Annotated in this window: 21 protein-coding genes and 1 pseudogene; 5 read left to right on the top strand and 17 right to left on the bottom strand. The window is 74.0% G+C overall.

Annotation, left to right across the window (positions count from 1 at the left end):
* Positions 1 to 232 precede the first annotated feature (232 nt).
* From OHA34_RS00620 to OHA34_RS38380, 4 genes and pseudogenes are all read right to left on the bottom strand, one after another.
* Positions 233 to 1,708: a sugar porter family MFS transporter gene (locus tag OHA34_RS00620; protein WP_285943942.1), complete on the bottom strand. Its 1,476-nt coding sequence runs from the start codon at positions 1,706 to 1,708 to the stop codon at positions 233 to 235.
* Between the two features lie 60 nt (positions 1,709 to 1,768).
* A pseudogene (locus OHA34_RS00615) lies at positions 1,769 to 1,972 on the bottom strand (LLM class flavin-dependent oxidoreductase); the annotation flags it as partial.
* The gene (locus OHA34_RS00610) at positions 1,969 to 2,478 is read right to left on the bottom strand and encodes a cysteine dioxygenase (protein WP_285943943.1); all 510 of its coding nucleotides are present in this window, start codon (positions 2,476 to 2,478) and stop codon (positions 1,969 to 1,971) included. The pseudogene OHA34_RS00615 and the gene OHA34_RS00610, both read right to left, overlap by 4 nt.
* A 40-nt stretch (positions 2,479 to 2,518) precedes the next feature.
* Positions 2,519 to 2,605: a putative leader peptide gene (locus tag OHA34_RS38380; RefSeq protein ID WP_432763110.1), complete on the bottom strand. Its 87-nt coding sequence runs from the start codon at positions 2,603 to 2,605 to the stop codon at positions 2,519 to 2,521.
* Between the two features lie 157 nt (positions 2,606 to 2,762).
* Here OHA34_RS38380 and OHA34_RS00605 point away from each other — a divergent pair, with 157 nt between their 5' ends.
* Both OHA34_RS00605 and OHA34_RS00600 read left to right on the top strand, forming a co-directional pair.
* Positions 2,763 to 4,013, top strand: coding sequence for a sensor histidine kinase (locus OHA34_RS00605; RefSeq protein ID WP_285943944.1), 1,251 nt, complete (start codon positions 2,763 to 2,765; stop codon positions 4,011 to 4,013).
* A 29-nt stretch (positions 4,014 to 4,042) separates the two neighbouring features.
* A complete protein-coding gene (locus tag OHA34_RS00600; protein ID WP_329520381.1) occupies positions 4,043 to 4,720 on the top strand; it encodes a response regulator transcription factor in 678 nt (225 codons plus the stop codon).
* Positions 4,721 to 4,744: 24 nt separating this feature from the next.
* On the opposite strand, the gene OHA34_RS00595 is transcribed toward OHA34_RS00600, so the two are convergent.
* From OHA34_RS00595 to OHA34_RS00585, 3 genes are all read right to left on the bottom strand, one after another.
* Positions 4,745 to 4,900 carry a hypothetical protein gene (locus OHA34_RS00595; RefSeq protein ID WP_329520380.1) on the bottom strand — a complete coding sequence of 52 codons (156 nt, stop codon included), beginning with the start codon at positions 4,898 to 4,900 and terminating at the stop codon, positions 4,745 to 4,747.
* A gap of 104 nt (positions 4,901 to 5,004) precedes the next feature.
* Positions 5,005 to 5,961, bottom strand: a complete 957-nt coding sequence (locus tag OHA34_RS00590) for a quinone oxidoreductase family protein (RefSeq protein ID WP_285943946.1) — start codon at positions 5,959 to 5,961, stop codon at positions 5,005 to 5,007.
* Between the two features lie 16 nt (positions 5,962 to 5,977).
* Positions 5,978 to 6,724: an SDR family oxidoreductase gene (locus tag OHA34_RS00585; protein ID WP_329520379.1), complete on the bottom strand. Its 747-nt coding sequence runs from the start codon at positions 6,722 to 6,724 to the stop codon at positions 5,978 to 5,980.
* A gap of 46 nt (positions 6,725 to 6,770) precedes the next feature.
* On the opposite strand from OHA34_RS00585, the gene OHA34_RS00580 reads away from it, so the two are divergent.
* On the top strand, positions 6,771 to 7,994 hold the full coding sequence (locus tag OHA34_RS00580; RefSeq protein ID WP_285943948.1) for an acyl-CoA dehydrogenase family protein: 1,224 nt from the start codon (positions 6,771 to 6,773) through the stop codon (positions 7,992 to 7,994).
* On the top strand, positions 7,991 to 8,665 hold the full coding sequence (locus tag OHA34_RS00575; RefSeq protein WP_329520378.1) for a TetR/AcrR family transcriptional regulator: 675 nt from the start codon (positions 7,991 to 7,993) through the stop codon (positions 8,663 to 8,665). Before OHA34_RS00580 ends, OHA34_RS00575 begins: the two co-directional genes overlap by 4 nt.
* A gap of 195 nt (positions 8,666 to 8,860) precedes the next feature.
* Here the strand turns inward: OHA34_RS00575 and OHA34_RS00570 are convergent, their stop codons facing one another.
* The 8 genes from OHA34_RS00570 to OHA34_RS00535 all read right to left on the bottom strand — a co-directional run bounded on the left by OHA34_RS00570 (position 8,861) and on the right by OHA34_RS00535 (position 15,704).
* Entirely contained in the window at positions 8,861 to 9,067 is a 207-nt protein-coding gene (locus OHA34_RS00570) for a cold-shock protein (RefSeq protein WP_285944068.1), read from the bottom strand.
* Positions 9,068 to 9,296: 229 nt separating this feature from the next.
* Positions 9,297 to 10,574, bottom strand: coding sequence for a kynureninase (gene kynU, locus OHA34_RS00565; RefSeq protein ID WP_329520377.1), 1,278 nt, complete (start codon positions 10,572 to 10,574; stop codon positions 9,297 to 9,299).
* Entirely contained in the window at positions 10,571 to 11,590 is a 1,020-nt protein-coding gene (locus tag OHA34_RS00560; protein ID WP_285943951.1) for an amidohydrolase family protein, read from the bottom strand. The genes kynU and OHA34_RS00560 overlap by 4 nt, the downstream gene beginning before the upstream one ends.
* Before the next feature lie 87 nt (positions 11,591 to 11,677).
* Positions 11,678 to 12,259: a 3-hydroxyanthranilate 3,4-dioxygenase gene (locus OHA34_RS00555; protein ID WP_285943952.1), complete on the bottom strand. Its 582-nt coding sequence runs from the start codon at positions 12,257 to 12,259 to the stop codon at positions 11,678 to 11,680.
* Positions 12,256 to 12,699 carry a RidA family protein gene (locus tag OHA34_RS00550; RefSeq protein WP_285943953.1) on the bottom strand — a complete coding sequence of 148 codons (444 nt, stop codon included), beginning with the start codon at positions 12,697 to 12,699 and terminating at the stop codon, positions 12,256 to 12,258. Before OHA34_RS00550 ends, OHA34_RS00555 begins: the two co-directional genes overlap by 4 nt.
* On the bottom strand, positions 12,696 to 13,454 hold the full coding sequence (locus OHA34_RS00545) for a 2-keto-4-pentenoate hydratase (RefSeq protein WP_285943954.1): 759 nt from the start codon (positions 13,452 to 13,454) through the stop codon (positions 12,696 to 12,698). Before OHA34_RS00545 ends, OHA34_RS00550 begins: the two co-directional genes overlap by 4 nt.
* On the bottom strand, positions 13,451 to 14,257 hold the full coding sequence (locus tag OHA34_RS00540; protein ID WP_285943955.1) for a 2-keto-4-pentenoate hydratase: 807 nt from the start codon (positions 14,255 to 14,257) through the stop codon (positions 13,451 to 13,453). The genes OHA34_RS00545 and OHA34_RS00540 overlap by 4 nt, the downstream gene beginning before the upstream one ends.
* 10 nt (positions 14,258 to 14,267) lie before the next feature.
* A complete protein-coding gene (locus OHA34_RS00535) occupies positions 14,268 to 15,704 on the bottom strand; it encodes a 2-hydroxymuconic semialdehyde dehydrogenase (protein WP_285943956.1) in 1,437 nt (478 codons plus the stop codon).
* 96 nt (positions 15,705 to 15,800) lie between these two features.
* Between OHA34_RS00535 and OHA34_RS00530 the strand changes: the two genes are divergently transcribed.
* The gene (locus tag OHA34_RS00530; RefSeq protein ID WP_285943957.1) at positions 15,801 to 16,772 is read left to right on the top strand and encodes a LysR family transcriptional regulator; all 972 of its coding nucleotides are present in this window, start codon (positions 15,801 to 15,803) and stop codon (positions 16,770 to 16,772) included.
* Between the two features lie 3 nt (positions 16,773 to 16,775).
* On the opposite strand, the gene OHA34_RS00525 is transcribed toward OHA34_RS00530, so the two are convergent.
* On the bottom strand, positions 16,776 to 17,645 hold the full coding sequence (locus tag OHA34_RS00525; RefSeq protein WP_285943958.1) for an alpha/beta hydrolase: 870 nt from the start codon (positions 17,643 to 17,645) through the stop codon (positions 16,776 to 16,778).
* Positions 17,646 to 17,714: 69 nt separating this feature from the next.
* The gene (locus OHA34_RS00520; protein ID WP_285943959.1) at positions 17,715 to 18,191 is read right to left on the bottom strand and encodes an NUDIX domain-containing protein; all 477 of its coding nucleotides are present in this window, start codon (positions 18,189 to 18,191) and stop codon (positions 17,715 to 17,717) included.

Below are 18,191 nucleotides of genomic sequence, written 5' to 3'. Positions count from 1 at the left end.
GATTCGGATGGTAGCGAGTCCGGGTCGGCACCGGACGCGGCAGGTCGCATGGCTGCTCCCGTCGGTCGGGCGGCGGCCCGCGAGCTCCCCGGAAAGCGGTGAGGCCCCGGGATCGCTCCCGGGGCCTCACCGCGCGCATGTCTCAGGTCATGCCGCCGTGGCGCCGGGGGAACCCCGGCGTCGTCGTCTCCAGTACGGCCAGCATGCCGTCCATGGTAACCCACCGGGCCCGTCAGCGACGGCCCGGAAGCCCGATCCGGTCCATGTCCTCCAGCTCGCGTCCCTTGGTCTCGGGCACGGCGCGGAACACGAACAGGAGCGCCAGCGCGGCGAAGAGGGTGTAGATGCCGTAGGCGAGGCCGAGGGAGAACCCGGAGATGCCGGGAAAGGTGGTGGTGATGATCCAGTTGGCGATCCACTGCGCCGCCGCGGCGACGGCCAGCGCGGACGCGCGGATGAAGTTGTTGAACATCTCGCCGAGCATCACCCAGACCACCGGGCCCCAGGTCGCCGCGAACGCGAAGACGTAGGCGTTGGCGGCGACGAGGGCGACCGGGCCCGCGACGCCGCCGAGCGAGGGCTTGCCGTCCACGATCGGCGCGGTCGCGAAGCAGACCGTCAGCAGGCCCAGGGTGAGGGTCATCCCGGCGGCGCCGGCGAGCAGCAGCGGCCTGCGGCCGATCCGGTCGACCAGCGCGATGGCCAGCAGTGTGGAGACCACGTTGACCACCGAGTTGATCACCGAGGTGAGCATCGCGTCGTTCTCGCTGAACCCGACCGCCTGCCACAGCGAGGAGGAGTAGTAGAAGATCACGTTGATCCCGACGAACTGCTGGAACACCGACAGCAGGATGCCGGTCCACACGATCGGCAGCAGGCCGAGCCGGGGCCCGCGCAGGTCGTGGAGATGCACCGGGCGGTCGACGGCGATCGACTTGACGATCTCGCCGAGCTTGACCTCCGCGTCGCCGCGGCCCATCACCTTGGCCAGCACCTCGCGGGCGCGGCCGAGCTCCTTCTTCTTGACCAGGTAGCGCGGCGACTCGGGGATGGTCGTGGCGATCACACCGTAGAACGCCGCCGGGACGATCGCGCTGGCGAACATCCAGCGCCACGCGGACCCGCCCCAGGGGAAGGTGCCGCCCGCGCCGCCGTCGGAGACCCGGGCGATGACGTAGTCGACGACCAGCGCGGCGAAGATGCCGAGGACGATCGCCATCTGCTGGAGCGAGCCGAGCCGGCCGCGCAGCCCGGCGGGCGCGATCTCGGCGATGTAGGCGGGCGCGATGACCGACGCGGCGCCGATGGCGAGTCCGCCGACCACCCGCCAGAAGGTCAGGTCGACGGCGCTGAAGGCCAGCGCCGAGCCGAGCGAGCTGAGCACGAACAGCAGCGAGGCGATCATCATCACCCGGACCCGGCCGATCCGGTCGGCCAGCGGCCCGGCGAACCAGGCGCCGACCGCGCAGCCCAGCAGGGCCGCCGACACCACGAAGCCGACCGCGACCGAGCCCAGGTGGAACCGGTGCTGGAGCGCGTCCACCGTCCCGTTGATCACCGACGAGTCGTAGCCGAACAGGAAGCCGCCCAGGGCCGCCGCGCCGGCGAGCAGCGCGGCGGTGGCGGCGGCGTGCGAGGGCCCGGGCCGGCCCGGCGGCGCGGCTCCCGGCGCCGCGCCCGGTTCCGGGCCGTCACCCTCGGTGGTCATGCTTTTTGATCTTCCCGGAACCGGCGGCCCTATGCGGGGGCCGCCGTGCGCGGGCGGGGTTCAGCCGGTGGTGCCCGGGTGGGGCAGGGCGCCGCGGCGGCGCAGCTCGGGGAGCACGCCCGCGGCGAACCAGTACGCCTCCTCCAGGTGCGGGTAGCCGGACAGGACGAACTCCTCGACGCCGAGCGCGGCGTACTCCTCGATCCGGTCGGCGACCTCGGCGTGGCTGCCGACCAGCGCGGTGCCCGCGCCGCCGCGGCTCACCAGTCGGCGGCCGACTCGGCGGTGACCTCCACCAGTTCCCCCTTCGCATCCACGTCGAAGCGGCGCATGCCGCCGAGCGGCGGCGCGTAGACGTGCACGCTCACCGCCGGGGCGTCGGAGGTGTTGCGGACGTCGTGGACGTAGTCGGGGCCGAACGAGCGCGTCTCGCCCGCGGCGATCCGCCGCCCGGCGTGCACCCGGTGCTCGTCCAGCGTGCCGAGCGCGACCGCGAAGCCCCCGGCGGAGCCGCCGTGGTCGTGGAAACCGGTCGACTGGCCGGGCAGCCAGCTGATCACCCAGATCTCGTGGTCGGCGTCCTGGTGGATCCGCTCGTACCAGCGGCCCTCCGGGCTCAACCGGACCCGGTGCAGCCACTCGCCCGGACGGGCGGCGAGCTCGGCGGCCCGTTCGGCGAGGCGCGGCGGCGCGAAGGCGTCCCGGCCCGCGCCGCTGTCGGCGGGCGGGCCGGCCTGGGCGGGCAGGCCGGTGTCGGCGGTGACGGTCATGCGTTCTCCTCATGGCGGGTGCCGGATCCGGTCGTGCGCGTCAGCGGGACCGGCGCCGACACAGGGCGCTCGCCTGCCTGCGGAGATCGACATGGCGGCGCTCGTGCAGAGGATTACGGAACGTCACGCTCCCGAGGATGGACCAAAATCCCTATTAAGTCAATCGGAAATACCGTGATCGTGTCCGGTACCGGCCGGGCCGGGCTGATACCCAGGGGGCGGATGGGATCTCCCTCCGGGGGGTCAGGCGGCCGGGACCTCGCGCACCCTAGGCTCACAGTCAAATGAACGACCCAGACCTGCTCGAACACCACGGCCGCCCGCGCCTGCTCAGGGGCATGTGGGCCGCCGCCGTCCCGGGCCCCCGCGACCCCGTCGCCACGATGCTGCCGGGCCGGAACCTGCTGCGCGTCCCGATCGTGATCGCGCTGGTCGGGATGACGATCGGCTTCACCGCCGGGAGCATCGCGATCCTGATCAATGTCGAGCATGTCAACACCGGGCTGTCATGGCCGCTCGGCGTCATGCAGGCGGGCCCGCTGCTGTTCGCCGCCCGCTGGCCGCTCCAGGCCTGGCGGGTCGCGGCGGCCGGGCTGCTGGCCGGGGTGGTGGTCAACAGCGGCGGCCTCTGGCCGTGGCCGGTGACCGGGTTCCTCGCGCTGGTGGTCATCCTGTTCTTCAACGGCGTCGGCTGCGACCGCGAGACCACCATCGGCGTCGGGGCCGTCACCATCGCCGGGACGCTGGTCCCCGCGGTGCTGCGCGGCATGCCGGGCTGGTTCGCGATGATCCTGGCCGGCATCGTCATCGTGGTGCTGACCTTCGGCGACGCCGTCGGCGGGCGCTACTCGCTGGAGGAGGAGCTGCGCCGCCGGGCCGAGCAGCACCGGCAGGACCTCGCCCGGCAGGCGGTGCTGGAGGAGCGGGCCCGCATCGCCCGCGAGCTGCACGACGTGGTGGCCCACCACATGTCGGTGATCGCGATGCAGGCCGAGGCGGCGCCGTACAAGATCCCCGACCTGCCGGACGACGCCAAGCAGACCTTCGGGGTCGTCCGGGACGCCGCCCGCGAGGCGCTCACCGAGACCCGCCGCGTCGTCGGCCTGCTCCGGGCCGACGACGAGGGCGCCGAGCGCGCGCCGCAGCCGGGACTGGACCGGCTGGACGAACTGGCCGGCGCGACCCGCCGGTCCGGCCTGTCGGTCACGGTCACGGTCGTCGGGCTGCCCCGGCCGCTGAACGCCGGGGTGGACCTGTCGGCCTACCGGATCGTCCAGGAGTCGCTGAGCAACGCCTCCCGGTACGCGCCGGGCGCCCGGGTGGGCGTCGAGATCAGGTACGGGCCGAAGCGCCTGAGGGTGTCGGTCGACGACGACGGCGCCCGCACCACCCCCGGCCGGTCGGACGGCGGCGGGCACGGGCTGGTCGGCATGCGCGAGCGGGTGACCATGCTCGGCGGCACCCTGACCGCGGGCCCCGCCGACGGGGCCGGCTGGTCGGTCGTGGCCGAACTGCCCTACGGCGACCCGGCCTGAGACCCGCCGGGGGGCCGTAAGGTTCTCACGTGACGATTCGGGTGTTGATCGCTGACGACCAGGTGATGATCCGCGATGGGCTGGCGGCGCTGCTGTCCTCCGACCCCGAGATCGAGGTGATCGGCCAGGCGGGCAATGGCCTGGAGGCCGTGGAGATGGGCCGCGCGCTCGACCCGGACGTCATCGTGATGGACATCCGGATGCCGGAGATGGACGGGCTGGCCGCCACCGCCGAACTGGTCGGCGAGCCGCTCTCCGCCGACGGCGACCCGGCCGGGCTGCGCCCCAAGGTGCTGGTGCTGACCACCTTCGACCTCGACGAGTACGTCTACGAGGCGCTCGGCGCCGGGGCCAGCGGCTTCCTGCTCAAGGACGCCTCGGCCGCCGACCTGGTCAACGGGGTGCGGGTGGTCGCCTCCGGCGACGCGCTGCTGGCCCCGTCCATCACCCGCCGGCTGATCGGCGACTTCGCCCGCCGCCGCCGGCACCAGCGGCCGTCCCCGGGGGCGACCGCCGGCCTCACCCCCCGCGAGCTGGACGTGCTGCGGCTCATCGCGCGCGGCCTGTCCAACGCCGAGATCGCCGCCGAGCTGGTCCTGGCCGAGCAGACGGTCAAGACCCATGTCGGCCACGTGCTCACCAAGCTCGCCCTGCGCGACCGCACCCAGGCCGTCGTCTACGCCTACGAGAACGGCCTGGTGGGCTGAGCCTCCGGCCCCGGCGACCGCGGGTCAGTCCTTGGCCGGCCGCGGGTCGAGCACCCGCGGCGGCCGACCGGGGTCGAGCTTCAGGACCGGCACCAGGTGGTCGGGACCTCCCCTCATGTCCAGCAGGGTGTCGCCGACCTGCCGCCACCGTCCGGAGTCACTGCCGGTGTTGGCGAGCACCAGCCGGATGCGCGGCCTGTCGACCCCCGCGAACAGGACTATCGCCGGTGGCGAACTGGCACGTCCCGGCCACCCCGGGACCTTGACATCACCGTCCGGGCGGATCAGCGGGCCGGGTCGAGGACGAGTTTGCCGACGCTGCGGCGGGAGCGGAGGTCCTCATGCGCCCGGCGGACCTCGGCCAGGCCGTACTCGCCGCCGCCGATCACCCGGAGCCGGCCGTCGGCGGCCAGCCCGAACAGCTCGCTCAGCGCGGCGCCCATCACGTCGCCGGGGAGCTGGAAGACGTGCGCCAGCCACATGCCCGCGATCGTGGTGGAGTGCGCCATGAGCGCGGCGGGCTGCACCGGGGTGGGCGGGGTGCGGGACGCCATCCCGTAGAAGGCCAGGCGGCCGAAGGGGGCCAGCACCCGGAGGCTCTGGTCGGTGACCCGGCCGCCGGTCATCTCCAGGACCACGTCGACGCGTCGGCCGCCGTTGGCCTCGATGAGCGCGCTCTTCAGGTCGGGCTCGTTGGCGTCGACCGCGACGTCGGCGCCGAGCTCCAGGGCCAGGTCGCGCTTGTCCTTGGACGAGGCGGTGGCGATGACGCGTCCCGCGCCCCACGCCTTGGCCAGCTGCACCGCGAGCGTGCCGACCCCGCCGGCGGCGGCGTGCACGACGACCGACTCGCCCTCGGCGAGGTGGACGCTGCGGCGCAGCAGCAGCCACGCCGAGGCGCCCTGGACGATCAGGCCGAGCGCGGTGACGTCGTCGATGGCGTCGGGCACGTCCCAGGCCATCGCCTCGGACGCGACGGCCTTCTCGGCGTAGCCGCCGGTGCCGAGCAGCGCGACGAGGCGGCGGCCGTCCGGCGTCAGGCCGACGGCCTCGCCGCCCGGGACGAGGGGCAGGGCGGCCTCGGCGAGGTAGCTGTTCTCGGCCTGGTGGGTGTCGGCGTAGTTGATGCCGGCGCGGGACACCTCCAGGAGGGTCTGCCCCGGACCGGCGACCGGGTCGGGCAGCTCGGCGACGTTCAGCACCTCGGGGCCGCCGAACTCGGTGATCTGGATCGCGCGCATGGTCTGCGGTCCTCTCTCAGCGGGGTCCGGGAACGCCGCGGAACCGGAACGGCTCGGGCGTGCGGCCGGGGACGACGTACCAGGCCTCACCGGCACCTTCCCCGGCGAGGACGGACATGAACGCCTCGACGACGACGTCCACCTCCAGGACGGGGAAGCCGGTCTCGGCCAGGTGGTCCTTCAGCGGGACCAGGATCTCGGTGTCGGCGAACGAGGGGCACAGGGCGTTCACTCGGACCCCGTCGCCCGCGCAGGAGGGGCCGAGGGCGCGCACCAGGCCGACCACCGCCGCCTTGTTGGCGCCGTAGACGGGGTCGAACGGGGTGGCGGTGAGCCCGGCCATGCTGGCGGTCGCGATGATGTCGCCGCCGCCGCGGGCGCGCAGCGCGGGCAGCGCCGCGTGCACGCCGTAGACGACGCCGTCGAAGTTGATGGCCATCGCGCGGCGGTACAGCCCGGGGTCGAAGTCGCCGTCGACGCCGCAGCCGCTGGCGATGCCCGCGTTCAGGAAGGCCAGGTCGAGCCCGCCGAAGCGGTCCACGGCCGCGGCGACCGCCGCCGCGCTGTCGGCGGGCTCGCGCACGTCGCAGCGGACGAACGCGCCGTCCAGCTCCGCGGCGAGGGCCTCGCCGCGGGCGGCGTCGATGTCGGCGAGGACCGGCCGGACCCCCTCGCCGGCCAGCCGGCGGGCGACGGCCGCGCCGATCCCGTTCGACCCGCCCGTGATCAGGGCGACCTTGCCCGCGCCCTCGAACGCTCCCATGCCACTCCCCTGCACAAGTAACTGACTCGTCAGTTACTGTAGCGGAATGGACTTCGGTTTGAGCGCGCGAGCCCAGGATCATCTCGGCCGCCTCCAGGACTTCATGAACTCCCACGTCTACGCCGCCGAGCCGGTGTACGCCGCGCAGCGGCGCGAGCTGCGCGCGGACGGGCGCGAGCACACCGTCCCGCAGGTGGTCGAGGACCTCAAGGCCGAGGCGCGCGGACGCGGCCTGTGGAACCTCTTCCTGCCCGACAACGCGGACCCGGCGCACGGGCTGTCGGTCACCGACTACGCCTCGCTCGCCGAGATCACCGGCCGCTCCCCCCAGCTCGCGCCCGAGGCCATCAACTGCGCCGCGCCCGACACCGGCAACATGGAGGTCCTGCACCTGTTCGGCACCCCCGAGCAGAAGGAGCGGTGGCTCACCCCGCTGCTGGACGGCGAGATCCGCAGCGCGTTCGCGATGACCGAGCCGGACGTGGCCAGCTCCGACGCCACCAACATCTCCACCAGCATCGTGCGGGACGGCGACCACTACATCGTCAACGGGCGCAAGTGGTGGATCAGCGGCACGGCCGACCCGCGCTGCAAGGTCATGATCGTGATGGGCAAGACCGACCCGGACGGGCACCCGTACCGGCAGCAGTCCATGGTGCTGGTGCCGATGGACGCCCCGGGCGTGCAGATCGTCCGGCCGCTGCCCGTCTTCGGCTACCAGGACCAGCACGGCCACTGCGAGATCACCTTCACCGACGTGCGGGTCCCGGTGGAGAACCTGGTCGGCGAGGAGGGCGGCGGGTTCGCCATCGCGCAGGCCCGGCTCGGGCCCGGCCGCATCCACCACTGCATGCGCGCGATCGGCATGGCCGAGCGGGCGCTGGAGCTGATGTGCGAGCGCGCGGTGTCGCGGGTGGCGTTCGGCGGGCCGCTGGCCAGGCAGGGTGTGGTCCGGCAGCAGATCGCCGAGTCCCGGATGGCGATCGAGCAGGCCCGGCTGCTGACCCTCAAGACCGCGTGGCTGATCGACAAGGAGGGCGTGCAGGCCGCCCGGTCGGAGGTCGCCGCGATCAAGGTGATCGCCCCGCGGGTCGCGCTAGAGGTGGTCGACCGGGCCATCCAGGTGCACGGCGGCGCCGGGGTCTCCGACGACACCCCGCTGGCCGCGATGTGGGCCGGGCTGCGCACGCTGCGGCTGGCCGACGGCCCGGACGAGGTGCACGTCCGGTCGGTCGCCCGCGCCGAGCTGGGCGGGTACCTCGGCAAATGACCGATCTCACGGGGGACGCGGAACCGGGTGTGCGGCGGCGGATGCCGTACGCCCGGCGGCGCGAGCAGCTGCTCCAGGTGGCGCTGGAGGAGTTCGGACGGCGCGGCTACCACCTGACCCAGATGGAGCACGTGGCGGCGGCGGCGCAGGTGTCCAAGGCGCTGCTCTACCAGCACTTCGTCTCCAAGGAGGAGCTGTTCGCCGAGGTGACCGAGGCGGTCGTCGCCGAGCTCACCGCGCGGCTGAACGCGGCCGTGCTCGCCGAGCAGGACTCGATGGAGGGCATCCGGGCGATGATCCGGGTGCTGTTCGACTACGCCACCGCCGAGCCGGACGCCTGGGCGCTGGTGATACGGCATCTGGACAAGCCCGAGGTCGGGCTCGAGCTGCGCGAACTGCGGGAACGGCTCGGCACCGCGTTCGCCGACCTGCTGCTGCGCCGCCGCCGCGCCGACCCGGCGCTGTCGCCCGCCGCGCTCGCGGTCAACGAGAGCCGGGCGCGACTGCTGGTGCCGCTGATGTACGGCTCGATGCTGTCGATGGTGTCGTGGTGGCTGGAGCACCCCGACACCGCCCGCGACCGCGCCGAGCAGATGGCGGTGGAGTTCATCTGGCTCGGCCTGGACCGGCTCCGCACGGGCGAGCGCCTCGACCGGCCGCAGCACGCCTAGCGCGGGTCGGCAAAGACTCGGCCACGCGGCTCCCGCTGGTCACGGTGCTGCCGGTGAGATGACCCTGCCCGGAACAATCGTGCGCGGGGTGATCATGCCTCGTGCGGCGGTCCGCACACGGCCGTTTCCCTCAAACGAGAGCGGCGGCCGGGGACGCAATGCGTCCCCGGCCGCCGTCGCGAAGCCACGTGAGGCTTAGAGCGGGTAAACGCCCTCGGCCTGCGGGCCCTTGGCGCCCTGGGTGGTCTCGAACCCGACGCGCTGGTTCTCCTCCAGGCTGCGGTAGCCGCTGCTGGCGATCGCCGAGTAGTGCACGAACACGTCGGGACCGCCGCCGTCCGGGGCGATGAACCCGAAGCCCTTCTCGGCGTTGAACCACTTCACGGTGCCCTCTTGGGCCATGATCTCTTCTCCTTCGGTGAAGCTCACCGGCCACCACTGCGGTGACCGGGGCTGCATGCGGACCTTGTCCCACATTCACCGGATCTTCCGGAGAAGTAGAAAACGCCCGCTGTCAAGAAACTTCCGCGGGCGCTTCGTTGAGCAAACGTTCGAGGAAACTACGACTGCAACACTCCTATCGTAACCGATGGGCACCGGGTGTGGCATCCAACACGCCTTTCCCTTTCGCTCACCGCGACCGCTCCCCCGTCCCCCCGGTGAGCGCGTCCAGGGCCGCCGCCGCGCGGTGGCAGTCGTGGAAGGTGCAGTAGAGCGGGACGGGCGCGAACCGCACCACGTCGGGCTCGCGGGCGTCGGCGATCACGCCCGCCGCCGCGGCCAGCCGCGCGACCAGTCCGCCGGCGTCCGGGACGCGGATCGACAGCTGCGCGCCGCGCGCCGCCGGGTCCGCCGGGGTGATCATCCGGACACCCCGGGCGCCCGCGAGCCGGGCCGCCAGGTACCCGGTGAGGCGCTCGCTCTTGGCCCGCAGCGCGGCCATCCCGGCCCGGTCGAAGATCTCCAGGGAGGCCAGCACCGGCGCCAGCGCCAGGATCGGCGGGTTGGACACCTGCCAGGCGTCGGCGGAGGCGGGCGGCCGGATGCCGGGCTCCATCCGGAACCGGACGGCCCGTTCGGTCCCCCACCAGCCCGACAGCCTGGGCACCGAGGCGTCCCGCACGTGCCGTTCGTGGACGAAGCACCCGGCGACCGCGCCGGGCCCGGAGTTGAGGTACTTGTAGGTGCACCAGGCGGCGAAGTCGACGTCCCAGTCGTGCAGGCGCAGCGGCACGTTCCCGGCGGCGTGCGCGAGGTCCCAGCCGACCACCGCGCCGGCGGCCCGGCCCGCCTTGGTGATCTCCGGGATGTCCATGAGCTGGCCGGTCAGGTAGTTGACGCCGCCGAGCAGGAGCAGCGCGACGCGGTCGCCCTCGCGTTCGAGGAGGTCCGCGACGTCCTCGGTGCGCAGGTGCTCCTCACCGTCGCGGGGGCGCAGCCGCACCACGGTCTGCGCCGGGTCCAGGCCGTGGTGCACGGCCTGGCTCGCCACCGCGTACGAGTCGGACGGGAACGCGCTGTCCTCGATGACGATGCGGGTGCGCGTCCCGGCGGGCCGGTAGAAGCTGGCCATCATCATGTGCAGGTTGACCGTCAGGGTGTTCATCGCGACGACCTCGTGCGGCAGGGCGCCGACGAGGCGGGCGGCGGGCTCCCGGAGCAGCTCGTGGTAGTCGACCCACGGACGGCGTGCCCGGGTGTGGCCCTCGACGCCCAGCCCGGCCCAGTCCTCGAGCTCCTCCCGCAGCAGCCCGGCGACCGTCCTCGGCTGGAGGCCGAGGGAGTTGCCGGCGAGGTAGGCCGACTCCGCGTACGTCCCGCCGGGCGCGGGCGGGACGAGGAACTCCCCGCGCCGCGTGGGCAGCGGGTCGGTCTCGTCGAGCCGCAGCGCCTCCTGTTCCGCCGTCATGCCGGGGTCCCCTCCTTCGTGCGGGCCGGTTCGAAGAACGCGCGGGCGTTGCCGCCCAGCAGGAGCGCGCGTTCGGCGTCGTCCAGCCCGGGGCAGGCGCGGATGGCCGCGCCCGGGTCCTTCTCCCCCAGCGGGAACGGGTAGTCGGTGCCGAGCATGACCCGGCCCGTGCCCATCACCTCGACCAGCAGCCGCAGCGCCCGCGGGTCGAAGACCGCCGAGTCGACGTGGAAGCGGTGGGTGTACTCCGACGGGGGGCGCGGCGAGTCGGCGCGGACGATGTCGCGGTTGTGCCAGGCGTTGTCGGCGCGGCCGAGGAGGAAGGCGAAGCTGCCGCCGCCGTGGCAGAAGCACAGCCGCAGCGACGCGGGGATGCGCTCGAACGCGCCCGACAGCATCAGTCCGAGGATGCTGAGCTGCGTCTCGGCGGGCATCCCGGCGAGCCAGGGCAGCATGTGGCCGCGCATCCGGTCGGCGCCCAGCATGTCCCACGGGTGGGCCAGGACGGGCAGCCCGATGCGGGCGCAGTGCGCGAGGAACTCCACGATCCCCGGGTCGTCGAGGTTGCGGTCGCCGACGTGGTTGCCGATGTGCACGCCGCGGTGCCCGGCGGCGGCGGCCCGGGTGGCGGCCTCGCAGGCGAGCCGGGTGTCCTGGAGCGGCACCTGGCACAGCGGCAGCAGCCGGTCCGGGGCGTCCGCGCAGTAGGCGAGGATCCGGTCGTTCACCAGGTCGCACCAGTCGGCGGCGCGGGACGGCGGGGCAGCGTACCCGAACATCAGCGGGGTGGACGAGACGGCCTGCGCGTCGACGCCGGAGGCGTCCATGTCGGCCAGCCGCCGGGCCGGGTCCCAGAGCCCCGGGTCGACCGGGCGGTACTCGTCGTCGCCGCTCATCATCATCCCGGTGCCGTCGCGGTGGACGCGCAGCCATGGCGCGCCGGCGTCGGCGATCATGCTTCCCTCGGCGCGGGTGAGCCGGGGGAAGACGTGCGCGTGGACGTCGAAGACGGTCACGGGGTCCTCCTTGATCGGGCATGCTCCGCGGTCCCGCGGGCCCCGGCGGGGCCGGTGGGCGGTGCGGGGCGGGTCGTGCGGGACGGGTCAGCCGCGGGGCAGCGCCACGGGCGTCATGGTGTCGGGCCACTGCTTGCCCGGGTGCGTGGCGCCGCAGTTCGGGCAGGTGCGGTCGCCGTCGTAGAAGCCCTGGAAGACCGGCGGCAGGTCGTCGACGATCGACCGGACCTGGAGCTCGGCGCGGTGCACCAGGTGGTGGCATCCGGTGCAGTACCACTCGAACGCCTCGCGGGTGCCCTCGGGCCGCGGGATCTCCACGACCAGGCCGATCGAGCCGGGGACCGGGCGCTGCGGGGAGTGCCGCACGTGCGGCGGGAGCAGGAAGACGTCGCCCTCGTTGATCTGCACGTCGACCGGCGGGCGGCCCTCCTCCTCCATCACGCGCAGCACCATGCCGCCCTCGACCTGGTAGAAGAACTCCTCGGTCGGGTCGTCGTGGAAGTCGGTGCGCTGGTTGGGGCCGCCGACCACCATCACGATCAGGCCCGACTCGTCCCAGACCTGGACGTTGCCCACCGGCGGCCTGAGCAGGTGGCGGTGCTCGTCGATCCACGCCTCGAAGTTGAAGGGCCGCCCGAACGACAGCCCCGGCAGGGTGGTACCGGTCATGCCTCGTGCTCCTCACCGGTGGACGGGGCCTGCGGGACGTGCGCCACGCAGGCGATCTCGACGAGCAGGTGCGGGTGCGGGAGCTGGTGGACGGCGACGGTGGTGCGGGCCGGGCCGGTCTCGTCGAAGTACTCGCCGTAGACCTCGTTGTAACCGCCGAAGTCGTTCATGCTGACCAGGTAGGCGGTGACGTTGACGACGTCGGACAGGTCGCCGCCGGCGGCGCGCAGCAGGTCGCGGACGTTCTCGATGACGGCGCGGGTCTGCGCGCGGACGTCCAGGTCGGTGACGCCCATCGCGTCGGCGGCGGCCCCGGCGAACGTGCCGTCGGGGCGGCGCGAGCTCGTCCCGGACACGAACAGCAGGTCTCCCGCCCGCTTGACGTGCGGGAAGCGCCCGCGCGGCGCGGCCATGCCCTCCACCCGGATCGCGTCGCTCACCGCGTCGTCACCTCCGCGGCGCCGAGGCCGGCGGCGGTGACCCGCACGTGCGCGTCCTTGGGCAGCGGGACGGCGGCGGTGGCCGCGCCCGCGAGGACGACCCAGCCGGGTTCCAGGGCGATCCCGGCGTCGTGGGCGAGCCGCGCGGCGGCACGCAACGACCGGACCGGGTCGCCGAGGATCGCGGCGGACGAGCCGGTCTGGACGACCCGGCCGTCGATCTCCATGATCATCCCGAGGTTGGACAGATCGCCCGCCGCGCGCGGGTCGTGCCAGCCGCCCAAGCCGAACCCGGCCGCGGACGCGTTGTCGGCGATCACGTCGGGGAGGGTGAACTCGAAGCCCTCGTAGCGCGAGTCGAGCACCTCGAAGCCGACCGCGACGCCGGCGACCGCCGCGTCCACGTCGGCGGGCGAGCGGACCTCGCGGCCGATGAGGAAGGCGATCTCCGGCTCGATCCGGGGGTGGACGAGACCGGACACCTCCAGGACGGGCCCGGCCAGCATCGCGTCGGTGAGCAGCCCCCAGATGACGTCGTCGACGCCCATCTGGATCATCTTGGCGCGGCTGGTGAAGCCCATCTTGACGCCCGCGAGGCGCTCGCCGCGGGCGCACCGGCGGCCGATCACGTCGCGCTGCACCCGGTAGGCGGTGCCGACGTCCAGCGGCTCGGACGCGGTCAGCTTGGGGATCGCGCGGGCGTCCCGCGCCGCCGCGTCGAGGGCGGCGGCCAGGGCTCCGACACTGCGCCTCATCGGTCCTCCTCTTTGGCGAACGCGACGCGCACGTCGCCGAGCCCGCCGATGCGGGCCTCCAGCACGTCGCCCGGGACGACCGGCACCACGGGGCCGAGCGCGCCGGTCAGGACGGTGTCGCCCGCGCGCAGCGGGCGGCCGACGCGGACGAGGGTGTCGGCGAGCCACAGCGCGGCGTTCAGCGGGTGGCCGAGGCAGGCGGCGCCGGTGCCGGTCGAGACCTGCTCGCCGCGGCGCTCCAGCACCATGCCGCAGCCCCGCAGGTCGACGTCCCCGAGCGCGGTGGGGCGGTTGCCGAGCACGTACATGCCGGAGGAGGCGTTGTCGGCGACGGTGTCGGCGAGCGTGATGTCCCAGTCGCGGACGCGGCTGCCCACCACCTCGACGGCGGGCAGCGCGAACGCGGTCGCGCGGATCAGGTCGGCGGCGGTGTGCCGCTCGTGGGTCAGGTCGCGGTCCAGCACGAGCGCGACCTCCGCCTCGGCCCTCGGCTGGAGGACGGCGCCGGCCGGGATCTCCGCGCCGTCCGGGACGGCCATGTCGGCGAACAGCATGCCGAAGTCGGGGCTGCCGACGCCGAGCTGGGCCTGCACCGCGCGCGAGGTGAGCCCGATCTTGCGTCCGGTGAGCCTGCGGCCCTCGCCGAGCCAGTGCCCGGTGAGGCGCTCCTGGACGGCGTAGGCGGCGTCCGCCGTGCCGATCAGGTCGCGGACGGGCGGGCACGGGACGCCCGAGGCGTAGGCCCCGAGGATGCGGTCGGCCGCCGCGCCGATCGCGGAGGTCTGTGTCTCTGCCGTGGTCACTGGCTCGCTCTCAGATCTGGATGCAGACGTTGACGGGTTCGGAGAAGAAGTCCAGCGAGTACTCTCCTCCCTCCCGGCCGATCCCGGACGCCTTGACACCGCCGAACGGGGTGCGCAGGTCGCGCAGGTTCCAGCAGTTCACCCAGACGATGCCGGTCTGGACCCGCGGGGCGACGCGGTGGGCGCGGGACAGGTCGCGGGTCCACACCGTGGACGCCAGTCCGTAGGGGCTGTCGTTGGCGAGCCGGAGCGCCTCGTCCTCGGTGTCGAACGGGGCGAGATGGCAGACCGGGCCGAAGATCTCCTCGCGGACAGCGCGGGCGGTCTCGGGGAGCCCGGTCAGCACGGTCGGCTCGACGTAGAAGCCGCCGTCACGCGCGTCGCCGAACTCCGGGACGCCGCCGCCCGCGAGCACCGTGGCGCCCTCCTCGCGGGCCAGCCGGTAGTACGACAGCACCTTGTCGCGGTGCCCGGCGGAGATCATCGGCCCGTAGCCGGCCAGCGCGCGGGCGCGCTCGCCGAGCCGGGCCGCGAACTCCTCGAACACCGGGCGCTCGACGTACACGCGCTCGGTGCACAGGCAGATCTGCCCGGAGTGGGTGAAGGAGGACCGGACGGTGCCCTCGACCGCCGCGTCGAGGTCGGCGTCGGCGAAGACCAGCGCGGGGTTCTTGCCGCCGAGCTCGAACGAGACGGGGGTGACGTGGTCGGCGGCGTTGCGCATGATGGCCGCGCCGGTGGCCGACTCGCCGGTGAACGCGATCGCGTCGACGCCCGGATGGCCGGTGAGGAACTCTCCCGCCGCGCCCGCGCCGTGCCCGTGCACCAGGTTGAACGCGCCGGCCGGGAGCCCGGCCTCGTCGATCACCCGGGCGAGCAGGGTGGCGGTGGAGGGGGTCTCCTCCGACGGCTTGGCGACCACCGCGTTCCCCGCCGCGAGGGCCGGGGCGACCTTCCAGGTGAGCAGCAGCAGCGGCAGGTTCCACGGGGAGATGACCGCCACGACGCCGAGCGGGCGCCGGACGGTGTAGTTCAGCGCCTGGCCGGTGCCGGCGCTCCAGCCCGGGATCTGCGTGGTGTAGGCGCGTTCGGGCCGCCCGTACAGCAGGTCGGCGTAGGCGCGGAAGTTGCCGACGGCGCGGGGGACGTCGACGGTTGCGGCCAGCTCGCGGGGCTTGCCGGTGTCGGCGGTCTCGGCGTCGACGAACTCCTCGAAGCGGGCCTCGATCCCGTCGGCGACGCGGCGCAGGGCCGCGGCGCGGTCCTCGGGGGACGTCCCGCCCCAGGGGCCGTCCAGCGCGGCGCGGGCGGCGGTCACGGCGGCGCCGACGACCTCGCGGGTGGCCTCGGGGACGGCGCCGGCCTCGGTGCCGTCGGCGGGGGCGATCAGGGGGAAGGACGGGCCGTCCGAGCGGAAGACCCCGCCGACGTAGTGCTCGGCCTTCATCCGCGTCCCCCATCGTGTCGGCCTCTCCGGCACTGCGATCCTCCCGCCCTCGAGCTATGCCTGGCAAATACCAATTCGCGTTTGCGATATAACAAAATGGAGATATCGGCCTGGTTCGGGACGGAGGGCGGCGTGCACGCGATCGACCTGCTCGACGGGCGGCTCAAGCTGCGGCACCTGGTGCTGGTGGTGGCCATCGCCGACCACGGCAGCGTGCTGGGCGCCGCCCGGCACCTGCGGCTCGCGCAGCCCGCGGTGACGCGCGGCCTGCGCGAGGCCGAGCGCGTCCTCGGGGTGGAGCTGTTCGCCCGCGGGCCGCGCGGCGTGACGCCGACGCTGTTCGGGGACGCGTTCGTCGAGCACGCCCGCGCGGTGCTCGCCGAGCTGCGCCGGGCGGGCGACCGGATCGCCGGGCTGGCCGACGCGGAGGTCGGCACGGTCACCATCGGCACGCTGCTGGCCGGGTCGAACGTGCTGCTGCCGCGCGCGATCGCCACGCTGAAGCGGAGCCGTCCCGGGATCACGGTGATCGTCCACGAGGCGACGTTCGACGCGCAGGTGCCCCGGCTGCTGGACGGCGAGATCGACCTCGTCCTCGGCCGCCTCAACCCGATCGGGGAGCTGCCCGGGGTCCGCCAGATCACCCTGTACAGCGAACCGGTGCTGCTGGTCGCGCGGCACGGCCACCCGGCCAGGGGACGCCCCGGCCTGACGCTGGCCGACCTGCTCGGCTACCCGTGGGTGCTGCCGCTGGAGCAGACCGCGCTGCGGCACGAGCTGGAACAGGTGTTCCGCGCCGAGGGGCTGGCGCCGCCGGGGAACCTGGTGGAGTGCACGTCGGTGCTGACCGTCCGCACACTGGTCCGCGACACCGACATGATCGCGGCGCTGCCCGAGCTGGTGGCCCGCACCGACGCCGAGATCGCGCCCCTGCCGGTGCCGCTGGAGACCGTCCGGCGGCAGGTCGGCGTCACGCTGCCCGCCCACCGGGCGCCCACCCCGTCGGCGCGGCTGATGCTGGAGCACCTGCGGGCGCGGGCCGCGGAGGTGGGCGACCTGACCGGCTGAGCGTCACAGCGAGCCGATCAGGCCCAGCAGCGCGCGGGTGACCGGGCTCGCGGGGTCGGCCAGGCCGAGGACGACGTCGAAGTGGTCGCGGTCCGGCACGACCATCAGCTCGCTCGCGCCCCAGTGCGCGTGGAAGCGGCGCGACTGCGCGAGGAAGCCGGCGCCGTCGTGCTCGGCGACCGCGACCACCGCCGGGAGGCGCCGTGCGGCGGGGAGCAGCGCGGGGCTGAGCGACGCCGCGCGCGGCACGTCCAGGCCGACCCACTGGTTGACGTAGACGCGGGTCAGCGGGCGGATGTCGAACAGCCCGCTGAACGGCATCGCCGCCTTGACCGCGTCGCCGGGCAGCCCGAGCGGGGCCTGCCAGCCGTCCACCATGGTCATCCCGGTCAGGTGCCCGCCGGCGGAGCTGCCGCCCACCACGATCCGGTCGGGGTCCAGACCGTGCTCGCGGCCGTGCCGGTGGATCCAGGCGATCGACGCCCGGACCTGCCGGACGATCTCCTCCAGCGTCGCGGCGGGCGCCAGCGTGTAGTCGGGCACGACGGTAGCCACGCCCCGCTCGTGCAGCGTCCGGGCCATGAAGGACGACTCGCGCCGCGACAGCGCCATCCAGTAGCCGCCGTGGAGGAAGACGAACACGGGGCGCGGGCCGTCCTCGCCGGCGCCCCACACGTCCAGGCGCTCGCCGCTCGCCTCGTCGTAGACGACGCCCGGACGGCCCGGCAGCCCGTCGACCGCCTGCACCGATTCGTCCAGGTAGCGGGCGAGGTGCCGGTCGAACAGCTCGGGACCCGCCTTCCGCCGGACGTTGTAGGCGACGTCCAGCTCCTCGTCGGTGAGCTCGTGGCCCGGCCAGTCGTCCTGGTTCATCGGCGTCCCTCCGCGATCGGTATCACCCGCCAGTGTCACCCACCGGCCCGTGTCACCCGCCGGCCCGTGTCACCCGCCGGCCGGGCTCGGCGGGGTCCGGCCCGCCGGGAGCAGGCCGGGGAGGTCGGCGGCGTGGGCGGCGAGATAGGCGGTGAGGACGTCGGGGATCAGCGCGACGCCGCCGAGCGCCTCGGGGGCGCACCTGAAGCGGTCGACGTCGTAGCGGCCGTTGGCGGGGTCGTCGAACTCGGGGCCGTGCCGCCGGGACAGGTCCATCGAGACGAGCCCGCACACGTAGAAGGTGTCGAGGCGGTGCCGCTCGCCGGTCTGCTCGCCGCAGGCGAAGACCTGGCGCATCGGGCCCGCGACGGCGCCGAGCTCCTCGTCGAGCTCACGGCGGAGGGCCTCCTCGGGTCCGGCGTCGTACGGCTCGATCCCGCCGCCGGGCGTCGTCCAGTAGACGGGCCGGCCCGGACGGGTCCGGCGGAGCAGGACCAGGTCGGAGCCGTCCAGCAGGAGGGCGCGGACCGCGCGGCGGACCTCCAC

It is taken from the genome of Spirillospora sp. NBC_01491 (genome assembly GCF_036227065.1).
In the GTDB taxonomy this organism is placed as follows: Bacteria; Actinomycetota; Actinomycetes; order Streptosporangiales; family Streptosporangiaceae; genus Spirillospora; species Spirillospora xylanilytica.
Note: the sequence above shows the minus strand (reverse complement) of the source record. Positions and strands in the feature narration are given on the sequence as shown.